We start from the raw sequence: 19,643 nt of genomic DNA, 5'->3' as shown, positions 1-19,643 counted from the left end.
GAAAACTAGGCTTGAAACGCGGCAATCGCCACATCTTCGCCAGCCGCTGCGCTCAACACTTCGTTTAACACGTCAAAAAACTCACGTTCATCGCGTGTCGCAAGCCATTTATCGCCTTTGAGTGCAAAATGATAGCCACCACTTTTTGCCGCAATCCACAATTCTTGGTTCGGCGTGTGGCGGTTGATGATAATTTGCGTGCCGTCATCTGCTTCAATCGTTAAAACATTGCCTGCTGGAACACAATCAAAGTCATAGTTATCCAGCTCGTTTTCAATATATTCAAACATTGCGTCAGAATGTTGTAAAAATTCGGTTTCGGTCATGGTCTGTTTTCCTGTGTTAAAATTTGTGATATTTTGACAGCTTTCAGGCAGCCTGAAAAGAAAGTTTCCCATGAAAAAAATCATAGCGTTATTTATTTGTACCACCCTAGCCGCTTGCGGTTTTAAAGGCAATTTATATTTGCCAAAAGAAAACGATAAAAATCAATTTGATGTCATTCAAACAGGCATTGATTTCCGCAAACCAAACACCGCTCCACAAACCGCCAGCCAACCTGCCACATCAGAGAGCCAAAACCATGAGTAAAACCTGCGAACAAGTCCCTTTCACGCAACTCGCCGAACAATACGGCACGCCTTTATATGTTTACAGCCAAAGCGCCTTAACGGACGCATACCGCGCCTATGAAACCGCGTTTTCAGGCTGTAAACCCCTGATTTGCTACGCCGTGAAAGCCAACGGCAATTTAAGCGTATTGAAACACTTTGCCGCATTGGGTAGCGGTTTTGACACCGTGTCAGGCGGTGAAATTGCGCGCGCATTAGCAGCAGGTGCAGACGCAAGCAAAATCATCTATTCAGGCGTGGGCAAACGCATTCAAGAAATCGCGTATGCGTTGGACGTGGGCATTAAATGCTTCAACGTGGAAAGTCTGCCCGAGCTAGACCGAATCAACGAAGTGGCTGGCATGATGGGCTTAACCGCGCCGATTTCATTGCGTATCAACCCCGATGTGGACGCGAAAACGCACCCCTACATATCCACAGGTTTGAAAGCCAACAAATTCGGCATCGCCATGGCAGACGCAGAACGCGCTTACCAATACGCAAGCAGCCTGAAAAATTTGAAAATTATCGGCATTGATTGCCACATCGGTTCACAATTAACCGAGTTGTCTCCCTTGGTGGAAGCGTGTGAACGCATGTTGGCACTGGTGGACAAACTGGCGGCTCAAGGCATAAAACTGGAACATATCGACTTAGGCGGCGGCGTGGGCATTGTTTACAAAGACGAGCAAACGCCTGATTTGGCGCAATACGCGGCAGAAGTGGAAAAAATGCTGGCAAGTCGCAGCTTGGGTTTGGTGTTAGAACCAGGGCGCAGCTTGGTGGGCAATGCTGGCACGTTGCTGACGCGCGTGGAATTTGTGAAACGCGGCGAAGAGAAAAATTTTGTGGTGGTGGACGCGGCGATGAACGATTTAATGCGCCCTGCGTTGTATCAAGCGTATCATCATATTGAAAATGCAGAAGAAACCACGCAGCCTGAAATTTTGGCAGATGTGGTCGGCCCGATTTGCGAAACGGGCGATTTTATCGGCAAAGAGCGCATGATTGCAGCGAAAACGGGCGATGTGCTGCTGGTTCGCAGCGTGGGCGCGTATGCGTCTAGCATGGCGAGCAACTACAATGCACGTGGTCGTGCGGCGGAAGTGATGGTGAATGGCGCGGAGCATAAATTGGTTCGCCGCCGTGAGAATATTGATGATTTAATAGCGTTGGAACGTGATTATTTGTGATTGCAGCCTGAAAGCTTTTTCAGTGCGTAGAATGGGCTTCAACCCATCAATCAATACAAACCGCAATTTTACAATGGACTAAAGCCCATCCTACGCAGAAATACAAAAAGCAGCCTGAAAATATAGCTGATGCCCTTATTTTTTAATACAAGGCAACAACGCCCACCGTGTACATCTAGTACATAAGAGTGTTGGCAATGCTGTATTAAAAGATAAGGGCATTAACTATAGTTTTCAGGCTGCTTTTTGTTTACTCACGTGGAAATCTAGCAATTTTTCCCTGTAATACTCGTATTGCTTTTGGCGCAACTGGATTTCTCGCGGCAATGCCTCATTGATTTGAGTAGCCAAATCATCAAATTTATCCAAAATAGCGACAATTTGGGTTTGAATTTCTAACGGAGGAACGGGAATGGGAATGCTGTTTAAATTCTGCTTATTTAATTTTGGCTGTGCTGCCCCCGAAATATAATCCTTTAAATCTATGGAATTAAAATAATATTCCACAAATTTTCTTTCTGCGTATGTGTCAAATTTCAAAACGTGCGCGTGATTGTTTACCCAACTTTTTCCACTCACGCTAAAAGCAATTGGTGTACTTCTTGCCAACAAATTTGCGCCGTCTTCAGAAATCAACAAATAGTCTCCGTCAAACAGATAATCTTTCACATAATCCACAATTCCCGACGCGCCGTAATAAGGAATATCGCCACTTTCGCGTAAAGTGCTTTTAATCGGCTTTCTTTTTGCATCTAAATTTTCTGCGATTTTATCTAAGGTTTTCCATTGCACATCGCAGCCTGAAAATGGGTTTTGTGGATGTTCACAATTCAGGAGTAAGTCTCTGTAATACGTGTATTGTTTGGCTCGCAATGCTTGCTCTTTGGCTAATTCTGCAATGAGTTTTGTGTTGAGTGATGAAAATTGGTCTAGCAAATCGGCAATTTTTTGTTGAACGTGAAGCGGTGGAATGGGGATTTGCAGGTTCACCAATTCTGACTTAGCTAACGTGGGAATACCTGCACCGTATTGTTTTTCCATAAAATCACGTTGCTTCATTTTCAAAAAATGGAAAACGTAGCGATTAAGTGTAATTGTTTCATCAGGTAACACAACAAACGCATGCGCACCAGCAAAAAAAGGCGTTTGCAACCAATTAACAAAACCAGCACTTGCTCCGCCTTGGCTAATCACAATTTTGTCCGCAGTATAGTTGTATTCATGCCAATAACCTGACAGACTCATACCGCCATTGATAACAGGGTAATCACCTGTTTCTGACAGTACTTTTTTATTGAGTTGCTTGCCTTTTTCTATTTTTGCCACTTCCCCCAACGGCTTCCACTCCACTTTTTCACCTTGTAAAAACCTATCCAATATTCTATTTACTTGCATTGTTTTGTCCTTATTTTGTGCTTTCAGGCTGTGTTTTCACGTTCCTTTTGCGCTTTTTTACTCGGTTGCCCATACTTCGCCCAAGCCACCACGCGCCGCCAATCTTCCGCACTCAACATATCCGCAAACACCCATTGCCAAATCACGCCGTGGCTCGTTTCCCATTTCAAGCAACACGCTGCGCTGGTGATGAAACTGCCTGCGCCCAATTTCGCTTCCCAAGCCAAATCGTCTGCAAAAATCGCCGCAAAACCCTGCTCGTCCACCACCAAACGGTGCACAAAAAGCGGCGGTTCGCGCCATGCCAAAGCCGTTGTTGCCAAAATTGCCAGCAGCAACACTATTTTCAGGCTGCCTGAAAACATCATCGCCACCAAAACAAACAACCACGCGCCAAAGCACATTGCGCCCCACCGCCGCCAGCGAGATGGCGCAAATGCCACCGAAAATCCGCCCATTTATTCCGCCGAAACTTCCGCCATCGGCGCAACTGAAGACACTTGCAATTCTGCGTCTTCCAAGTCCAAAACCATGTCGTGCACTTCCAATTCAAAGAAACGCCAGAAGTTTTCCAAGCTCAAATCTTTGGGATACAACTCGGTTTCTGCCACCCAGCTTGCCAATTCTGCTACAAAAATTTGTTTGTAACGCTCGTCAAAATACGAAATGGCTTCTTCTGGCGTGTCAAACACGGGCACTAAAAATACGCTGCAATTTGAACGCAATTGCGCCAAAGTTAAATCAGGCAAGTTGTCGTCTGTGCCGTTGAGCCAATCCAAAAAAACTTGAGTGGGTTTCAACACCACCGCGCTTCTGTCCACGAAAAACATTCGCAAATCCTTTCAATTAAAAAATGGGATTTTACCTGAAATTGCGCGTAGGTCGGATTCCTGAATCCGACGTTTTTGCTTGTGAGCATATTGTTGGATACAAGTATCCAACCTACGGTTAAAAATTTGTGGGATTTTGAATGTGAATGCAGGTGTGCCCCGCGCACCAAAATATTCAGGCAGCCTGAAAATAATCAACAAAACAAATCTCTATCTTTCAAACACAGCCCGAAAACTCAAACTACATTAAACTACAAATAATTTCAATCAAGAAAACTTTGCCATAAAATAGCGTAAAATTATCTTAAAAATAAAATTTATAACAAAACAAAAGCTAAAATTTCCCCACAAAAAGCATTTTCAGACAGCCTGAAACACTTTTCACACCCCAAACCCCCAAAATCCCCAAAATTTAAACTTGCAAATTTCACATGATTACATTATAAAACACTCCCGTCTGAAGTCGCGGACACTCTCTAACTTTATCGAAATAGGACACCCAAAATGGCTGAAAACTATGTAATCTGGTTTGAAAACTTACGCATGACTGACGTAGAACGTGTTGGCGGCAAAAACGCATCGCTGGGCGAAATGATTTCGCAACTTGCCAGCAAAGGCGTGCGCGTGCCTGGTGGTTTCGCCACCACTGCTGAAGCCTACCGCGCTTTCTTGGCACACAACGGCTTGAACGAGCGCATTTCCGCCGCTCTCGCTGCGCTGAATGTGGACGACGTAACCGAGTTGGCGCGTGTGGGCAAAGAAATCCGCCAATGGATTTTGGAAACGCCATTCCCCGAACAGCTCAACCAAGAAATTGAAACCGCGTGGAACAAATTGGTGGCAGACGCAGGCACAGACAAAATTTCAGTTGCTGTGCGTTCATCAGCCACGGCAGAAGATTTGCCCGACGCTTCGTTTGCAGGGCAACAAGAAACCTTCTTGAACATCAATGGCTTGGAAAACGTAAAAGAAGCCATGCACCACGTTTTCGCATCTTTGTATAACGACCGCGCCATTTCCTACCGCGTTCACAAAGGTTTTGCGCATGATGTGGTGGCATTGTCGGCAGGCGTTCAGCGCATGGTGCGTTCGGATAGCGGCGCATCTGGCGTGATGTTCTCGATTGACACGGAAAGCGGTTTTGAAGACGTGGTGTTCATCACATCGTCTTACGGTTTGGGCGAAACGGTGGTACAAGGCGCGGTGAACCCTGATGAATTTTATGTTCACAAACCAACCTTGAAAAAAGACAAACCTGCGATTTTGCGTAAAACCATGGGTTCAAAACTCATCAAAATGGTGTTTACCGACAGCGTTCAGGCTGGCAAATCGGTGCAAACGGTGGACGTTCCCGAAGCCGAGCGCAAACAGTTTTCTATCAGCCCTGAAGAAATCACAGAATTGGCGAAATATGCCGTGATGATTGAAGAACATTACGGTCGCCCAATGGATATTGAATGGGGTCGCGATGGCTTGGACGGCAAACTTTACATCTTGCAAGCGCGTCCTGAAACCGTGAAATCACAAGAAAAAGCGGCTGGCAATGTGTTGCGCCGTTACTTAATTTCGGGCGACAAAAAAGTGTTGGCGCAAGGTCGTGCGATTGGGCAAAAAGTCGGCAAAGGCGTGGTGCGCGTGGTGCAAGATGCGTCGCAAATGAACATCGTTCAGGCTGGAGATATTTTGGTAACCGACATGACTGACCCTGATTGGGAACCCGTGATGAAACGTGCGGCAGCAATCGTTACCAATCGCGGTGGACGCACTTGCCACGCAGCAATTATTGCGCGTGAATTGGGGATTGCGGCGGTAGTCGGCTGCGGCGATGCGACTGAGAAACTAACTTCAGGCACAGAAGTAACCGTGTCTTGCGCGGAAGGCGACACAGGTTTCATTTATGAAGGCTTGTTGCAAGTGAATGTGGACGAAGTGTCGCTGGACAAAATGCCCAAATCGCCTGCCAAAATTATGATGAACGTGGGCAACCCAGAAATGGCGTTTTCGTTTGCCAACTTGCCAAGCGAAGGCATTGGTTTGGCGCGTATGGAATTTATCATCAACCGCCAAATCGGCATTCACCCACACGCGCTTTTGAAATTTGACGAACAAGAACCTGAATTGCAGGCTGAAATCACGGAGCGTATTGCAGGTTATGCGTCGCCAGTCGATTTTTATGTGGATAAAATCGCGGAAGGCGTGGCAACTTTGGCAGCATCGGCTTATCCGAAAAAAGTCATCGTACGTATGTCTGATTTCAAATCCAATGAATACGCGGGTTTGCTCGGCGGCGCAAAATACGAACCGCACGAAGAAAACCCAATGTTGGGCTTCCGTGGCGCAGCGCGTTATGTTTCGGAAGACTTTAAACCTGCGTTTGCCTTGGAATGTCGTGCGTTGAAATATGTGCGCGATGAAATGGGTTTGACGAATGTGGAAATGATGATTCCGTTTGTGCGCACACTAAAAGAAGCCGAAGAAGTGATTAAAGTATTGAAAGAAAATGGTTTGGAACGCGGCAAAAACGGCTTGCGCTTGATTATGATGTGCGAAGTGCCAAGCAACGCCTTGTTAGCCGAACAATTCTTGAAATATTTTGATGGTTTCTCCATCGGTTCAAACGATATGACGCAACTGACTTTGGGCGTGGACCGTGACAGCGGTGGCCCAATCGCCAGCACGTTTGACGAACGCAACGCGGCTGTGAAAGTGATGTTGCACTTGGCGATTTCCACTTGCCGTCGTTTGAATAAATATATTGGTATTTGTGGACAAGGCCCGTCTGACCATCCTGATTTTGCCAAATGGTTAGTGGAAGAAGGGATTGAAACCCTGTCGCTGAATCCTGATACCGTGGTGGAAACTTGGTTGTATTTGGCTCGTGAATTGGGCGAGAAAGAGTGAGTCCGTGAAGTAATGGTAGGATGGGCTTCAGCCCACAATTTAGCCATTCTGCAAAAATTTCATCACTCAATTGATGGGCTGAAGCCCATCCTACAACTTGAAAAATCAAAAGCAGCCTGAAAACGCATTTTCAGGCTGCTTTCACTATTTTCAGGCTGCCAACCATTCTTCAATTCGTGTTTTCAACGCGTTCGCGCTCAAACCCAAATCGTTCAACAGAATAGCCGTATCACCATGCCCTGTGACCACATCAGGAATGCCGCACAACAAAGTCGGTTTCAGGCTGCCACGGTTTGCCAATACTTCCAGCACCGCGCTGCCTGCGCCGCCTTGCACCGCGTTTTCTTCCACGCAAACCAAATAATCATGCGTTTGCGCCAGTTGCACCAACAAATCTTCATCAATCGGTTTCACAAAACGCATATCCGCCACGGTTGCGTCTAGCTGCTCCGCCACTTCCAGCGCGGCATGAACCATGCTGCCAAACGCAATCAGTGCCACTTTTTTCCCTTCACGGCGCACAATCCCTTTGCCAACTGGAACGGTTTTCAGGCTGCCTGAACATGCCCTTCCGCGCCCCATGCCGCGTGGATAACGCACCACAGTTGGCTGATTGAGTGCGTAACACGTGGTCAGCAAATCGCGGCATTCTTGTTCATCACTCGGCGCGGCAATCACCAAATTCGGCACGCAGCGCAAGAAACTGTAATCGTAAACGCCCGCATGAGTCGGACCGTCTGCGCCCACAATGCCCGCTCTGTCCACAGCAAATAACACGGGCAGATTTTGCAGCGCGACATCGTGCAGCAGTTGGTCGTAAGCGCGTTGCAAGAATGTGGAGTAAATCGCGACAACGGGTTTCGCGCCTTGCGTTGCCAAACCTGCGGCGAAGGTTACAGCATGTTGCTCGGCGATACCCACATCAAAACAGCGCGTTGGGAATTGTTTTTCATAGGCGACTAAGCCGCTGCCTTCGGTCATCGCTGGGGTAATCGCCACTAGTTTTTCATCGGCGGTGGCTTGCTCAATCAGCCATTGCCCGAACACTTCGGTATAAGTTGGCGGCGTGGTTTTCAGGCTGCCTGAATCTTGTGTAGCGGCTGCCGTTTTGCCAATCGCGTGGTATTTCACAGGGTCGTTTTCGGCGAGTTTGTAGCCTTGCCCTTTTTTGGTGATGACGTGCAGCAGTTGTGGGCCTTTTTTGCTGCGTAATTCGCGCAATACGGCAACGAGTTGTTCCACGTTATGCCCGTCCACCGCGCCTGTGTATTCAAAACCAAAGTCTTCAAACAGCGATAAACTTTGTTGCACGCGCTCGCTTTCACTTGCCATGGCTTTGATGGTGTGTTCGGCTTTTTCTGCGATTTCTTTCACGGCTGGGAGTTTATCCAACACTTTGGCGGACTGGTTTTTGATGTTGTGCAACACGCCGCGCATATCGCGCATAACGTGGCGCGCCAAGTGTTTGGGCAACGCGCCGACGTTTGGGGAAATGGACATTTCGTTGTCGTTTAAAATCACGAGTAAATTCACGTCCATATCGCCTGCGTTGTTTAGGGCTTCAAAGGCTTGTCCTGCGGTCATCGCGCCATCGCCGATAATGGCAACGCTGCGGTTTTCGCTGCCTGAAAGTTTGTCGGCAACTGCCATGCCCAACGCTGCGCCGATGGAGGTGGACGAGTGTCCTACGCCAAAGTCGTCGTATTCGCTTTCGCTGCGTTTGGGAAAACCTGCCAATCCTTTGTATTGGCGCATGGTGTTCATGCGGTCTTTGCGTCCTGTGAGGATTTTGTGCGGATAGGTTTGATGCCCCACGTCCCAAACTAGGTGGTCGTTTGGCGTGTTGTAAACATAATGCAGGGCGACGGTGAGTTCTACTGCGCCTAAATTGCTGGCGAAATGTCCGCCTGTTTGCGGAATGGTTTGCAATAAAAATTCGCGCAATTCTGCGGCAACTTGATTCAACTGTGCTTCTGGCAGCGTGCGTAAATCGGCAGGGGAGTGAATGCGGTCGAGCAATGGCGTGTTCATAGAGTGTTATCGCGTGTAATTGAAAAATGGGGGAAATTATACTGCTATTTGCAGTTTTCAGGCTGCAAATGTATTGCGTTAGATTTTGCGGTTGAACGTGGCGTTGCGCCGCCACACCCACGCTTTGGGTTGCTGAAAGGTAACGGTTTGCAGCCTGAAAATAAATTGTCGGATTCGAGAATCCGACCCACAGCGAGAGTTTCAGGCTGTATTTATTGTGCATAAAAAATTTCAGGCTGCAAATTAAATTGCAGCCTGAAAATCTTAATAGCGTTGTTCGTCCAAACGCAATAGGCGAATGCACAAACCGAGTCCAACCAAGCCTGCAATCATGTAAATCACATAAGAGAGTCCGTGCCACATGCCAAAACCGCCGCCGATGAGGGAATGCAGCCAGTTGCTTTGTTGCGTTTTTAATGCGGCAATCACGGGGCTGAACAGGAATTGGTTTACGGCAATCAACACCAGCAACACAATCGTCCACGCTGGAATGCGGCTTTTGTCGTAGCTGCGGCGTTGGTTATCTTGACGAGCGATAATGAACACCAGCAGCCATGCGAGCAAGCCAAACCAGTTCACAATGCTGAATAACACGCCTGCGATATTGCCTGCGAGTATTTTGCCGTCACTTAAATGGCTCAGTTTGCTGAAGATGTTGTAGGCGGCGATACCAAAACCGATGTGTACGCCTAGCCAAATGCTGATGAGTAATGCGGATAAACGGCGCATAGTTGATTTCTCCTGAGTCAAAATAAGGGCTTATCATAAGGGAAACAAGGGGCGACTGACAATTCATTCGCCCCTTGTGAGTATCCAAGTTTAGATGTATTCAACCGTCAAAATTTCGTATTCGCGCACGCCGCTTGGGGCTTGCACTTCGGCAACGTCGCCTTCTTCTTTGCCAATCATGGCGCGTGCAATCGGTGAGTTCACGGCAATGCGGCGCATTTTGATATCGGCTTCGTCGTCGCCTACGATTTGATATGTGGTTTCTTCATCGGTTTCTAAATCCAATACGGTTACGGTTGCGCCAAATACGATGCGTCCGTCTGCGTGGATTTCTTTGGGGTCGATGATTTGGGCGATGGCTAATTTGCCTTCTAATTCTGCAATGCGTCCTTCAATAAAGCCTTGTTTTTCTTTGGCGGCTTCGTATTCGGCGTTTTCAGACAAGTCGCCGTGTGAACGAGCTTCGGCAATCGCGGCGATGATTTCTGGACGAGCAACGCTTTTGAGTTGTTGCAATTCGGCTTTTAGTAATTCTGCGCCTTTGATGGTTAAAGGGATTTTGTTCATGGGGAGCTCCGTTGGCAACTTTTCAGGCTGCCTGAAAAATAAAAATGGTTTTAAAAGCTGCTCAAAAAGCAGCCTGAAAAGATGTAATAAAAAGGCAAGCCGCAGGGAACTGTGCGGCTTGCTCGTTATCTGTTGTGTTGGGCGTATTTTACCAAATCAGGCGAAATTAACGCAAGGGTTGCATACCCAAATGTTCTAACAAAAAGTTGGTGAATGCTGGATTGCGTGGTTTGTCTTCCATGTTTTTCCAGCGTTGTTGCCAACCGCGAACAGCGTTTTCAATATAAGCGCGCGATTGCTCTTGGTTAATTTCGCCGCGTTGGCTGTCCACGGCAGCTTTTAGATACACTTGGTAAACGCTGTCGTCCACAGTGTTATGACCTACCAAGCTCACACGATAGCGGTCCAATAATTTTGCAGCTTGCACTTTGGTGATTTTGCCTGAACCAACTTGCGTACCCAATTCGTTGGCTTTGGCGCGCAGTTTTGCCACATCGCTCCAATGGCTGGCGGCAAGTGAGTATTTTTTAGGGGCTTGAACAGTGCCTGAAGTTGAAGAAGTGAATATTTGCGTAACCTCTGTTCCTGTGTCGCCTAAGCTACATGCTGAAAGAACGAAAGCTGCCAAAATGCTGGCTGAAAGATGTCGTTTTTTCATAATTTGTGTCTCCATTTAAGGTTTGTTAATAATTAAAATATAGTTAATTAAAATAAAAATAGGACCAGTAACACATCTGTGAAATTATCATAACTAGGCAAAATTGAACGCATATATTTCTTAATATTTGCCCATGTTTTTTCTATTGGATTTCATTCAGGCGAATAAGGTGCAAGCGGGAGCAACTAAACATCTCAGCCATTTCATAGAGATAAGCATCAGGATTTTGTTCAATATATTGTTTGAGTGCTTGCGTATCCAATTTAGTGGCATTTTGCCCTTTGAGACTTGATGTTTCAGGCTACCTGTTTGTTCTTCTAATCTAATCCAAAGGTAAAGCGTATTTCTTGAGATACCATAGGTTTTGGCAACTTTACTTGCATTGCTATATTGCTTGTAACAATTTAATGCTTTTTCTTGTAAATCAATTAAATATGCCATTTTATGACCTTAAAGATAAAATTAGAATTGTACTATTTTATTTTGAATTTACTATATCAACAAATCGTAGATGAGAAATATGTTTTCAAAACACAAATCTTACCTGATTTTTTCCATACTGACAAAATGACGCAGCCTGAAAAAAAGCAGCCTGAAAGCATTTTCAGGCTGCTTTGTGTTTGATTAAGCCAAATCTGCATACAACGCGGTTGATAAATAACGCTCACCATAAGAAGGCAACACGGTAACAATCAACTTGCCTGCGTTTTCAGGTTTTTTCGCCAACTCGATTGCGCTCCAAACGGCTGCGCCAGATGAAATCCCTGCCAACAAGCCTTCTTGTGCTGCCAACGCGCGCGCGGTTTCCAATGCGGCTTCGTTTGGCACTTTCACGATTTCGTCATAAATTTGCGTGTTCAATGTATCAGGCACAAAACCTGCGCCCAAACCTTGAATCACGTGAGAACCTTTCGCACCGCCGCTCAGCACAGCAGATGCTTCAGGCTCAACGGCAACGATTTTCACATTTGGATTTTTCGCTTTTAAGGTTTCGCCCACGCCAGTCAATGTGCCGCCTGTGCCGACACCTGCCACAAAAATATCCACTTTGCCATCTGTATCGCGCCAAATTTCTTCGGCTGTTGTTTTGCGGTGGATTTCTGGGTTGGCTGAGTTTTCAAATTGGCGTGGCATGAAGTACACATCAGGATTGTTGTCCACAAATTCTTGCGCTTTGGCAATCGCACCGTTCATGCCTTCTGCGGCTGGGGTCAGCACTAATTCTGCGCCATAAGCACGCAACAACATGCGGCGTTCTTTGCTCATGCTCTCGGGCATGGTAATCACTAATTTGTAACCTTTTGCCGCGCAAACCATTGCCAAGCCAATGCCTGTGTTGCCTGAAGTAGCTTCCACAATAATGCTACCCTCTTTGATTTTGCCTTCTTTTTCGGCAGCTTCAATCATGGCAAACGCAATGCGGTCTTTCACACTGCTGCCTGGATTAAAGTATTCTAATTTCACGGCGATACGGGCGTTCAAGCCTTCGGTTAATTTGTTTAATTGAACCAATGGGGTGTTGCCGATTAAGTCAATCACGCTGTTTGCGATGTTCATGTTGGTATCCTTAAGTGATTTATAAAAATATGGTGCGATGTTACGCCTTGCTCTTTTACATATAAAGGAATTTATATTGCTTTATTTTATAACTAACGGCTATAAGTTGAAGCACTTATTCTTTTCTACTGCGTTGGCTAGCCTTGTTGTACTGCTGTACTATCTGCGGCTCGCCGCCTTGTATAAAAAAATAATTGCTTCAACTATAATACGCATTTTTTTCTTTCAGGCTGCCTGAAATGTCGCAAAATCATCATCTTCTGTTTTTCAACGTAGCGCGTGTGGCGTGGCTGCTGCTGATTGGCTTAACGCTGCTTTGGGACGCGTTTTTCAATCCATTGCACACTGGTCGCGTGTTGCTGCTGCTCAAATTACTGCCCTTGCTGCTGCCCTTGCGCGGAATCCTATCGGGCAAAATTTACACTTATCAATATTGTTCCATGCTCGTGATGATGTATTTCATTGAAGGCGTGATGCGCTTGTGGGACGTTCAGGCGGTTTCGCGTGTGTGCGCGGCGGCAGAAGTGCTGCTGTCCGTCATTTTTTTTATTGGCTGCCTGAAATATTTGCAACATTTTAAAATCAAGAAAGCGAAATCATGAATCACTCTTTGTTTTCTCGCCAAACTTGGCCGCTGTGGCTGGGCGTGTTGTTGGTTGCGGTTGTGCCGCAGCTTTCCATTTGGCGAACTGGCCCGCTCTCTAGTTTCTTTTTGGAAGCAGGCGCGTTGTTGTTTGCTTTGGTGTTTGTGGTGCTAACCGCTGTTTCAGGCAGCCTGAAAAGCAAGTTGCCTGATTCATCGTGGTATTTTTTGATTTTGGCGGCATTTTGGGCGGTTCAAGCCCGTGCCATGAATTTGCCTTATTTGGGCATGAGCGACATGGTTTCTTGGACGTTTGTCATCATTGCGCTGATGTGTTGGGCGTGTCGCAGTTGGGTGCTGAAGCTGGGCGCAGAACGGGTGATTTCTGTGTTGGCTGGCGCATTGCTGGTCGGCAGTTTGGCGCAAGCGACTGTGGGCTGGCTGCAATACACAGGTTGGGCGAGCAAATTTAGCGGCTATTTGATGTATCGCGCGGGGATTGTGGAAGGACAGTTGGCGCAGCGCAATCACTTCGCGCATTATTTGATGTGGGGCGTGTTGTCGGCTGGCTGGCTGTGGTCGCAACGCCGATTGGCGGCTTGGTTGGCACTGCCTGCGATGTTTTACATTGCGGCAACGATGGGGCTGACAGGTTCGCGCACAGTGTTTGGTTATATGTTGGCGATGTTGCTGCTTTTGCCTGTTTATCGCGTGATTTCAGGCTGCAAAAGCAATCGCACAGTGTTGATGCTGGGCATTGCGGCGGCGGTTGTGTTGCTGTGCCAATTTGCGATTGAGCCAGCGTTGGCATTGTTCCGTGATGCCAACTTAACCAGTGCGGCAGAACGCATTTCGCACGGTTCGCAAATTGAAGGCTCGGGGCGCGGCTACGAATGGCGCAAAGCGTGGATGACGTTTTTGTCTGCGCCTTTGTTGGGACACGGTTGGGGCAGTTATTCGCTGTATGGTTTTTTGACCAATGCTTATCCCACCACGTTCCGCCCGTATGAAAACAACGTATTATTTACCCACAGCCACAATTCGTTTTTGAACTTGCTGGCAGAAATGGGAATTGTGGGAACGGCGTTGGTGTTGGTTGGTTTGCTGTATTCCGTTCGCGGCAGCCTGAAACGTACCAATAGCCCTAATGGATTGTTTTTATTGGCATTATTGAGCGTTTCGCTGGTGCATAGCGTGCTGGAATATCCGCTTTGGTACATTTATTTTCTCGTGCCATTTGCCCTATTTATCGGGTTTACACCGCCTGCGGACAACGAGGAAACGCAACCACTTTCAGGCAGCCTGAAAATCTATAACGCAGCTGCATTGATTGCCGTAGCATTTTTGGTAACGGGTATTGTGCGACTGGGTTTTGCTTACGAAACGCTACGCAAGTTTTCAGGCAGCAGCAATGTGAGCGTGGTGGAACGCACCGATAATATTGTTGGCTTGCTAACAATTGCGAAAACCGAGCCGATGTTGCGCTATTACGCGCAGTTGCAGTTGGCGAATTATGTAAACCCAATGGATTCGCGTATGCCAGAATGGGCGCTGGAACACATAGGCGAAACCATGCAATATCGCCCGTATGCCAATGCGCATAAATACGCTATGGCGGCTTATCGCGCAGGCAAAATCAAAGAAGCGAAAGACTGGATGATTTTGATGTATCACTATTATCCGAGCAAAATGCCCGCGTATGCGTCACCGATTATGAACACGGATTATTATCCTGAATTGCGCGAAGACTATACGCGTGAATGCAAGGCGTATTATGCGAGCATGAATAAATTGCCGATTTGTGCCGAAGCATTGCCAACGGAAAAATCTATTTTGAAGATGCCAGCATCTGCGAAGAAATAAGGAAAAAGCAGCCTGAAAAATATTTTTTCAGGCTGCTTTTTTTGGTAAAATTTGGCTGTTCAAGCAAGGGAAAAACCATGAAATATCAACGCGCTATTCAATCCATCAATCTGATTGACATCGTTTCATTTTCGCTGAGTTTTATCGTGCTGATTTTAGGGCTGCCGTTTGTGTTGAGTATTGAAGAAAACTTGTTTCAAGATTCGCTGCTGGTGTTTGTTCCCATATTTATCACATTGGGTATTCAAAAAACTCAGAAACGGCATTATCTGCGTAAACAAGGTTACACCCTGCCGCAAATCACCCGATTCAGAACCATTATTCAACGTGCAAACAAGAAAAAGGCTTGGACAAGCCTTTCTATTTTCTTAATCATCATAGTGATTGTTACTGCCATTGCTAGCACGCTGAGAATCATGCAGCCTGAAAATCCCATTTCCCAATTATTGAGACACAGTTCCATTTATCGCTATTACTGCACCGCAATCATGCCTATGTTTATAGGGAATGCTGTAGGCAATTATCTGTTTTTCAAAAAACGGTTTTCCAAAAAATAAGAATACCCACGCATTCACAATATGCGTGGGTATTTTTCAGGCTAAAACTTTTGCGAAACCTCGTAAGGTGGGATTTATCCCACCATTTTTAAACGATTTTGCAGCCTGAAAATAAGGTTAGCTGATATTTTTCAGTTTCTTTAGTGGGATAAATCCCACCTTACGCAAATTTTGCAAAGGTTTCAGGCTGCCTTTACCCTCAAAACTCCCTCACCATCACACGCCCAATTTCATGCCAAAACCCATCAGGTCGCCGCACCACTTGAGCGAATAAACCCGTTTTCAGGCTGCCTGAAAGTGCCGCCAAATCCACCGTTTGAGCAAAATCCACACGCGCAGGCGCAAGCCATTCCAAGCGCGGCAATTCATAAAAGCGGCTCTCTTCCACAAACTGCTGCCATTGCGCCACATCGTCAATCAAAACCCCATTCCACGCATTTACCGCAAAAATATCATCAGCTTTCAGGCTGCCTGAATGCGAAAAGCCCATTCCGCGCACCACACTTACCCGTTTTTCAATTTTCGTTTTATGTGAAGACAAAGCCAACTGCAACGGCAATTTCCGATATTTCGCCAGCAGCGTATCTTCCGCATTCAGTCCCACCATATTTTCAGGCTGCCCGTCCGCACCGCCAAAATACTTGCAACACAGTTCCACATGATAAACGCAGCCTGCAAGCTCAACCACAAAATCCAACGCACCCAAAGTTTCGCCCGTTTCAGGCTGCACAATCGGCAAATTTTGCGCCAATAATTCCGCGTGCGGCGCGTGTTGAAACCAATACGCCAACAAGTTTTCCGCAAATATTCCCAATCGCGGTGCAAACACGTTTTCAGGCAGCCTGAAATCAGGATTATCGTCCCATTCCAGCAGCAAACGAAAACCCTGTTCGCCCAGCAATGCTTTTACGGGCAACTCGCAACCCGTTTGCCAAAGCGGCGGCGCAGTCAGCACGCTCGCCAATGCGCGAACATGAGGATTTTTTAGTCGCCACCACAGCGCGTCTTGTGAATAAATCATAACGTTTCCTTCCTTTCAGGCTACCAACAACACTTCAATCTCTTTCGCACCCGTGTCTTGCACCACGCGAACCATGCCTTCTTTCACCAATTCCAGCAGCGCGATGAAATTCACCACCACATCAGCTGCACCTTTTTCAGGGTCAAACAAGGCGGTGAACATCGTTGTTCCCTTGTCGTTTAAATGACGCAAAATCGCCGTCATGCGTTCACGCACGGACACGGCTTCTTGCACCACAGAATGGCTGCGTGTGTGTTTGCTGCGCGACAAAATCGCCAGCCACGCTTGTGTTAAATCGGCAATTTGCACTTCTGGCAAACGCTCTTCGGTGGCGATTTCTAGCGGCAAATACACCCAACCAAAATCGCGTCCTGCGCGTGGCAATGCGTCCAAGCCTTGCGCGGCAAGTTTCATTTGTTCGTAAGCCAACAAACGGCGGACTAATTCGGCGCGTGGGTCAGTTTCTTCTTCCAGCTCGGCTTTTTCAGGCTGCGGTAATAATAGGCGTGATTTAATTTCGATTAACACGGCTGCCATGAGCAAATATTCGGCTGCCAAATCAAATTGTTGCGCTTGCATTTGGTTGATGTAGCCGAGATATTGCTCGGTAATTTTGAGCATGGGAATGTCCAGCACGTCTATGTTTTGCTTGCGGATAAGGTATAGCAGCAAATCTAGCGGACCTTCAAAGCTGTGCAGCACGACTTTGAGCGCATCTGGTGGTATGAATAAATCTTGGGGAATGTCGGTAACAGGTTGCCCGAAAATATAGGCGAATGCGGATTGTGTCATGGTTTTCAGGCTGCGTTTTTATGTGGTGAAAATGGAACGTCGGCGACTCACCGACGCTCCAGTGGTTTTCAGGCTGCGTTTTGTCCCAAAGTAACACGGTCTAATCCTGCTAAATCGGGCAGCGTTTGCACATAGGTAAATCCGTTTTCTTGCAAAATTTGACGGACGGCTGCGCCTTGGTCGTAACCGTGTTCGAGCAACAAATAGCCGCCGTGGCGCAAGTAACGCGGTGTTTGGGCGGCAATCGTGCGAATATGGGACAAGCCGTCTGCGAAATCGGTGAGTGCGTGGCTGGGTTCAAAACGCAAATCGCCTTGTTGCAAATGTTCATCGTGTTGCTCAATATAAGGCGGATTGGACGCTATCACGTCCACGCTGTTTTCAGGCAGCCTGAAAACGGTTGCGGCTTCGCACCATGAACCTTGTGCAAATTGAACTTTGGCTTGCAGCGCGGCAGCGTTTTGCTGGGCGATTTGTAGCGCGTCTTCACTGATATCGCTGGCGTACACGGTTGCGCTGGGGCGTTCTAATGCGCTGCTGACGGCAATAATGCCGCTGCCTGTGCCCATGTCCCACAAAATGCCGTTTTCAGGCAGCCTGAAAAGTGCGGCTTCTAGCAGGTATTCGGTTTCAGGGCGTGGAATTAACACGGCTGGGGAAACTTGGAACGTGCGTCCGTAAAATTCGCGTGTGCCGAGCAGATAGGCGATAGGTTCGCCTTGTTCGCGGCGTTGGGCGAGTTGGTCTAGGGCGATTTTTTGGGCTTCAGGCAGCGTGTCGTTGTCGCGTGTGATGAGCTGGGCGTGGGTGTAGCCTGTGATGTGTTGCAGCAATAATCTGGCTTCTAAACGGGTAATTTTGCAACCTGAAAGCCATTGTGCAATGGTTTCAGGCTGCATTATTGCGTTCCCATTTGGTTTTTCGTGCAACTACCATTTTGTTGTCGGTGTATTTCAGGCTGTCTAAATGCAGTAGCCACACGTCGCTATCCATGAGTTTGGCGGCTGGGACTGTGCCTGTGTACACATTGCGAAATTGGGCGCGGCGTGGGTCGTCTTGTTCTAATAATTCGGCGCGCGCGGCGAATTGTAAACCGCTCAAGCCTAAAATGCCTTCGGGTTGTACGGAAACTGTGCCTGCGACGTTTGGGTTGGCGAGCATGATTTCTGCGTGGTGTGTGGTGCGTTTGGTGAAGACGATGAGCGCGGCAGTGTCTTCGTTCAGAACGTAAAAACAGTTCACTGCCCACGCTTGGTTATTTTGGGCGCAGGCGATAGTTACGACGCGGTTTTCGGTTAGAAATTTGGTTACGTTTTTGGGTAAAGCATTCATTTTTTTGTTCCTTTCAGTTTTGTTTTTCAGGCTGCAACAAAAGTGTGCCACAAATAAGAAACGGGCATCACTAAGAATAAAGACGGAATCATATTGGCAACGGGGAACGATTTAATCCCCATGATGCGTAAGCCAGTCGCCAGCATAATCAAGCCGCCAGCCGCATAGAAATCAGCGCGCATATAAGGCGTAGTGAGTGGCACAATCAGCGTCGCCAAGAAAAAGAGCGCGAGCTGAATGACAAGCTGCGGAATCACAATCGCCACCACAACATAGCCCAAGCTAATTGCAAAAATCGCTGCTGTGAAAAAATCCAAAATCGTTTTGATGTATAAAATGGACGCGTCGCCCGTCATGCCCTCGTGCATTGAGCCAAACACGCCTGTGCCACTAATGCAAAACAGCACAATCAACGCCACATATTTGTCCAAAAATTCTTCGTGCGACAAGCCGTCTGTTGGGAAAATTTTGTCGATAACGATACGCGTTTTGCCTGCTAAATGGCTCAATTTTCGTTCCAAATAAAAGCCTTCGCCGATTACTAAGCCAATCACGCTCGCCAGTACAACTGCGGCAAAATATTTCACGTTTGGCAAACTCACAATGCCCAAGCCCAGCGCAGACAAGCCGAAAAATGGCGTTAAGCTGCTGCGGATTCGTTCAGGCACTTTGTCGCCCAAACTTGCGCCCAGCAAACTACCAATCACAATCGCCGCGCCATTGATAAATGGGCCTACAGGAAAAGCCATTTTTCACTCCTTTCAAATATTTGCAGCCTGAAACTTTTTAAAACCTCGTAGGGCGGGTTCTAGCTACCATAAAAACGGTCATTTTTCGCGAATTGCTATCCAAATTTATGCAAATTTAACTATTTTTGGTGGGTAGAACCCACCCTATATTGAGTTTTGCAAAAGTTGCAGCCTAAAACTTAGTCGCAATAATCTGTTAAAATAAACATTCGCATAAAGCGCACTATTTTACACGTTTCAGGCTGCCTAAAAAAACAAATGCAGCCTGAAAACC

22 protein-coding genes and 1 pseudogene are annotated in these 19,643 nt (G+C 47.1%); 8 read left to right on the top strand and 15 right to left on the bottom strand.

Features of this window, described 5'->3' with window-relative positions; translation table 11 throughout:
• Positions 1 to 5: 5 nt before the first annotated feature.
• A complete protein-coding gene (cyaY, locus tag QEO93_RS10430) occupies positions 6 to 326 on the bottom strand; it encodes an iron donor protein CyaY (protein WP_032138130.1) in 321 nt (106 codons plus the stop codon).
• Between the two features lie 70 nt (positions 327 to 396).
• Between cyaY and lptM the strand changes: the two genes are divergently transcribed.
• Both lptM and lysA read left to right on the top strand, forming a co-directional pair.
• On the top strand, positions 397 to 591 hold the full coding sequence (lptM, locus tag QEO93_RS10425; RefSeq protein WP_032138131.1) for an LPS translocon maturation chaperone LptM: 195 nt from the start codon (positions 397 to 399) through the stop codon (positions 589 to 591).
• On the top strand, positions 584 to 1,804 hold the full coding sequence (gene lysA, locus QEO93_RS10420; RefSeq protein WP_032138132.1) for a diaminopimelate decarboxylase: 1,221 nt from the start codon (positions 584 to 586) through the stop codon (positions 1,802 to 1,804). The genes lptM and lysA overlap by 8 nt, the downstream gene beginning before the upstream one ends.
• A 234-nt stretch (positions 1,805 to 2,038) precedes the next feature.
• On the opposite strand, the gene QEO93_RS10415 is transcribed toward lysA, so the two are convergent.
• Genes QEO93_RS10415 through QEO93_RS10405 form a run of 3 tightly spaced genes read right to left on the bottom strand, consistent with a single transcriptional unit; the run spans position 2,039 to position 4,029 of the window.
• Complete coding sequence (locus QEO93_RS10415) at positions 2,039 to 3,199, bottom strand: restriction endonuclease subunit S (RefSeq protein WP_032138133.1); 1,161 nt, start codon at positions 3,197 to 3,199, stop codon at positions 2,039 to 2,041.
• A gap of 23 nt (positions 3,200 to 3,222) precedes the next feature.
• Positions 3,223 to 3,657, bottom strand: coding sequence for a protein YgfX (locus tag QEO93_RS10410; RefSeq protein WP_032138134.1), 435 nt, complete (start codon positions 3,655 to 3,657; stop codon positions 3,223 to 3,225).
• On the bottom strand, positions 3,658 to 4,029 hold the full coding sequence (locus QEO93_RS10405) for a hypothetical protein (protein ID WP_032138135.1): 372 nt from the start codon (positions 4,027 to 4,029) through the stop codon (positions 3,658 to 3,660).
• 504 nt (positions 4,030 to 4,533) lie between these two features.
• On the opposite strand from QEO93_RS10405, the gene ppsA reads away from it, so the two are divergent.
• Complete coding sequence (gene ppsA / locus QEO93_RS10400) at positions 4,534 to 6,930, top strand: phosphoenolpyruvate synthase (protein ID WP_032138136.1); 2,397 nt, start codon at positions 4,534 to 4,536, stop codon at positions 6,928 to 6,930.
• A gap of 150 nt (positions 6,931 to 7,080) precedes the next feature.
• Here the strand turns inward: ppsA and dxs are convergent, their stop codons facing one another.
• Positions 7,081 to 8,961 (bottom strand): 1-deoxy-D-xylulose-5-phosphate synthase, encoded by a 1,881-nt coding sequence (gene dxs / locus QEO93_RS10395; protein ID WP_032138137.1) that lies wholly within the window; start codon positions 8,959 to 8,961, stop codon positions 7,081 to 7,083.
• 3 nt (positions 8,962 to 8,964) lie between these two features.
• Here dxs and QEO93_RS10390 point away from each other — a divergent pair, with 3 nt between their 5' ends.
• On the top strand, positions 8,965 to 9,186 hold the full coding sequence (locus tag QEO93_RS10390) for a hypothetical protein (protein ID WP_032138138.1): 222 nt from the start codon (positions 8,965 to 8,967) through the stop codon (positions 9,184 to 9,186).
• 39 nt (positions 9,187 to 9,225) lie between these two features.
• Here the strand turns inward: QEO93_RS10390 and QEO93_RS10385 are convergent, their stop codons facing one another.
• The 4 genes and pseudogenes from QEO93_RS10385 to QEO93_RS10370 all read right to left on the bottom strand — a co-directional run.
• Positions 9,226 to 9,690, bottom strand: a complete 465-nt coding sequence (locus QEO93_RS10385; protein WP_032138139.1) for a DUF4149 domain-containing protein — start codon at positions 9,688 to 9,690, stop codon at positions 9,226 to 9,228.
• A gap of 90 nt (positions 9,691 to 9,780) precedes the next feature.
• Positions 9,781 to 10,257 (bottom strand): transcription elongation factor GreA, encoded by a 477-nt coding sequence (greA, locus tag QEO93_RS10380; RefSeq protein WP_032138140.1) that lies wholly within the window; start codon positions 10,255 to 10,257, stop codon positions 9,781 to 9,783.
• A gap of 166 nt (positions 10,258 to 10,423) precedes the next feature.
• Positions 10,424 to 10,915 (bottom strand): hypothetical protein, encoded by a 492-nt coding sequence (locus tag QEO93_RS10375; protein WP_081907066.1) that lies wholly within the window; start codon positions 10,913 to 10,915, stop codon positions 10,424 to 10,426.
• A 178-nt stretch (positions 10,916 to 11,093) separates the two neighbouring features.
• A pseudogene (locus QEO93_RS10370) lies at positions 11,094 to 11,356 on the bottom strand (IS630 transposase-related protein); the annotation flags it as partial.
• A 42-nt stretch (positions 11,357 to 11,398) separates the two neighbouring features.
• Between QEO93_RS10370 and QEO93_RS10365 the strand changes: the two are divergent.
• Entirely contained in the window at positions 11,399 to 11,539 is a 141-nt protein-coding gene (locus QEO93_RS10365) for a hypothetical protein (RefSeq protein WP_218775910.1), read from the top strand.
• On the opposite strand, the gene cysK is transcribed toward QEO93_RS10365, so the two are convergent.
• Positions 11,540 to 12,472, bottom strand: coding sequence for a cysteine synthase A (cysK, locus tag QEO93_RS10360; protein WP_032137888.1), 933 nt, complete (start codon positions 12,470 to 12,472; stop codon positions 11,540 to 11,542).
• A 239-nt stretch (positions 12,473 to 12,711) separates the two neighbouring features.
• On the opposite strand from cysK, the gene QEO93_RS10355 reads away from it, so the two are divergent.
• The 3 genes from QEO93_RS10355 to QEO93_RS10345 all read left to right on the top strand — a co-directional run bounded on the left by QEO93_RS10355 (position 12,712) and on the right by QEO93_RS10345 (position 15,475).
• Positions 12,712 to 13,074, top strand: a complete 363-nt coding sequence (locus QEO93_RS10355) for a DUF2069 domain-containing protein (RefSeq protein ID WP_032137887.1) — start codon at positions 12,712 to 12,714, stop codon at positions 13,072 to 13,074.
• Positions 13,071 to 14,918, top strand: a complete 1,848-nt coding sequence (locus QEO93_RS10350; RefSeq protein ID WP_032137886.1) for a PglL family O-oligosaccharyltransferase — start codon at positions 13,071 to 13,073, stop codon at positions 14,916 to 14,918. The genes QEO93_RS10355 and QEO93_RS10350 overlap by 4 nt, the downstream gene beginning before the upstream one ends.
• Positions 14,919 to 14,995: 77 nt before the next feature.
• Complete coding sequence (locus tag QEO93_RS10345; protein ID WP_085815408.1) at positions 14,996 to 15,475, top strand: hypothetical protein; 480 nt, start codon at positions 14,996 to 14,998, stop codon at positions 15,473 to 15,475.
• Positions 15,476 to 15,674: 199 nt separating this feature from the next.
• Here the strand turns inward: QEO93_RS10345 and QEO93_RS10340 are convergent, their stop codons facing one another.
• The 5 genes from QEO93_RS10340 to QEO93_RS10320 form a co-directional block, all read right to left on the bottom strand.
• A complete protein-coding gene (locus tag QEO93_RS10340; RefSeq protein ID WP_032137884.1) occupies positions 15,675 to 16,496 on the bottom strand; it encodes a DUF1853 family protein in 822 nt (273 codons plus the stop codon).
• Positions 16,497 to 16,511: 15 nt separating this feature from the next.
• Positions 16,512 to 17,288: a segregation and condensation protein A gene (locus QEO93_RS10335; protein WP_044250439.1), complete on the bottom strand. Its 777-nt coding sequence runs from the start codon at positions 17,286 to 17,288 to the stop codon at positions 16,512 to 16,514.
• Positions 17,289 to 17,356: 68 nt separating this feature from the next.
• Positions 17,357 to 18,187 carry a peptide chain release factor N(5)-glutamine methyltransferase gene (gene prmC, locus QEO93_RS10330; protein WP_032137883.1) on the bottom strand — a complete coding sequence of 277 codons (831 nt, stop codon included), beginning with the start codon at positions 18,185 to 18,187 and terminating at the stop codon, positions 17,357 to 17,359.
• Positions 18,177 to 18,620, bottom strand: coding sequence for a pyridoxamine 5'-phosphate oxidase family protein (locus QEO93_RS10325; protein ID WP_032137882.1), 444 nt, complete (start codon positions 18,618 to 18,620; stop codon positions 18,177 to 18,179). The genes prmC and QEO93_RS10325 overlap by 11 nt, the downstream gene beginning before the upstream one ends.
• Before the next feature lie 26 nt (positions 18,621 to 18,646).
• Entirely contained in the window at positions 18,647 to 19,369 is a 723-nt protein-coding gene (locus tag QEO93_RS10320) for a DUF554 domain-containing protein (RefSeq protein WP_032137881.1), read from the bottom strand.
• Positions 19,370 to 19,643 lie beyond the last annotated feature (274 nt).

This window comes from Kingella negevensis, from assembly GCF_030177895.1.
GTDB classification, from domain to species: domain Bacteria; phylum Pseudomonadota; class Gammaproteobacteria; order Burkholderiales; family Neisseriaceae; genus Kingella_C; species Kingella_C negevensis.
Note: the sequence above shows the minus strand (reverse complement) of the source record. Positions and strands in the feature narration are given on the sequence as shown.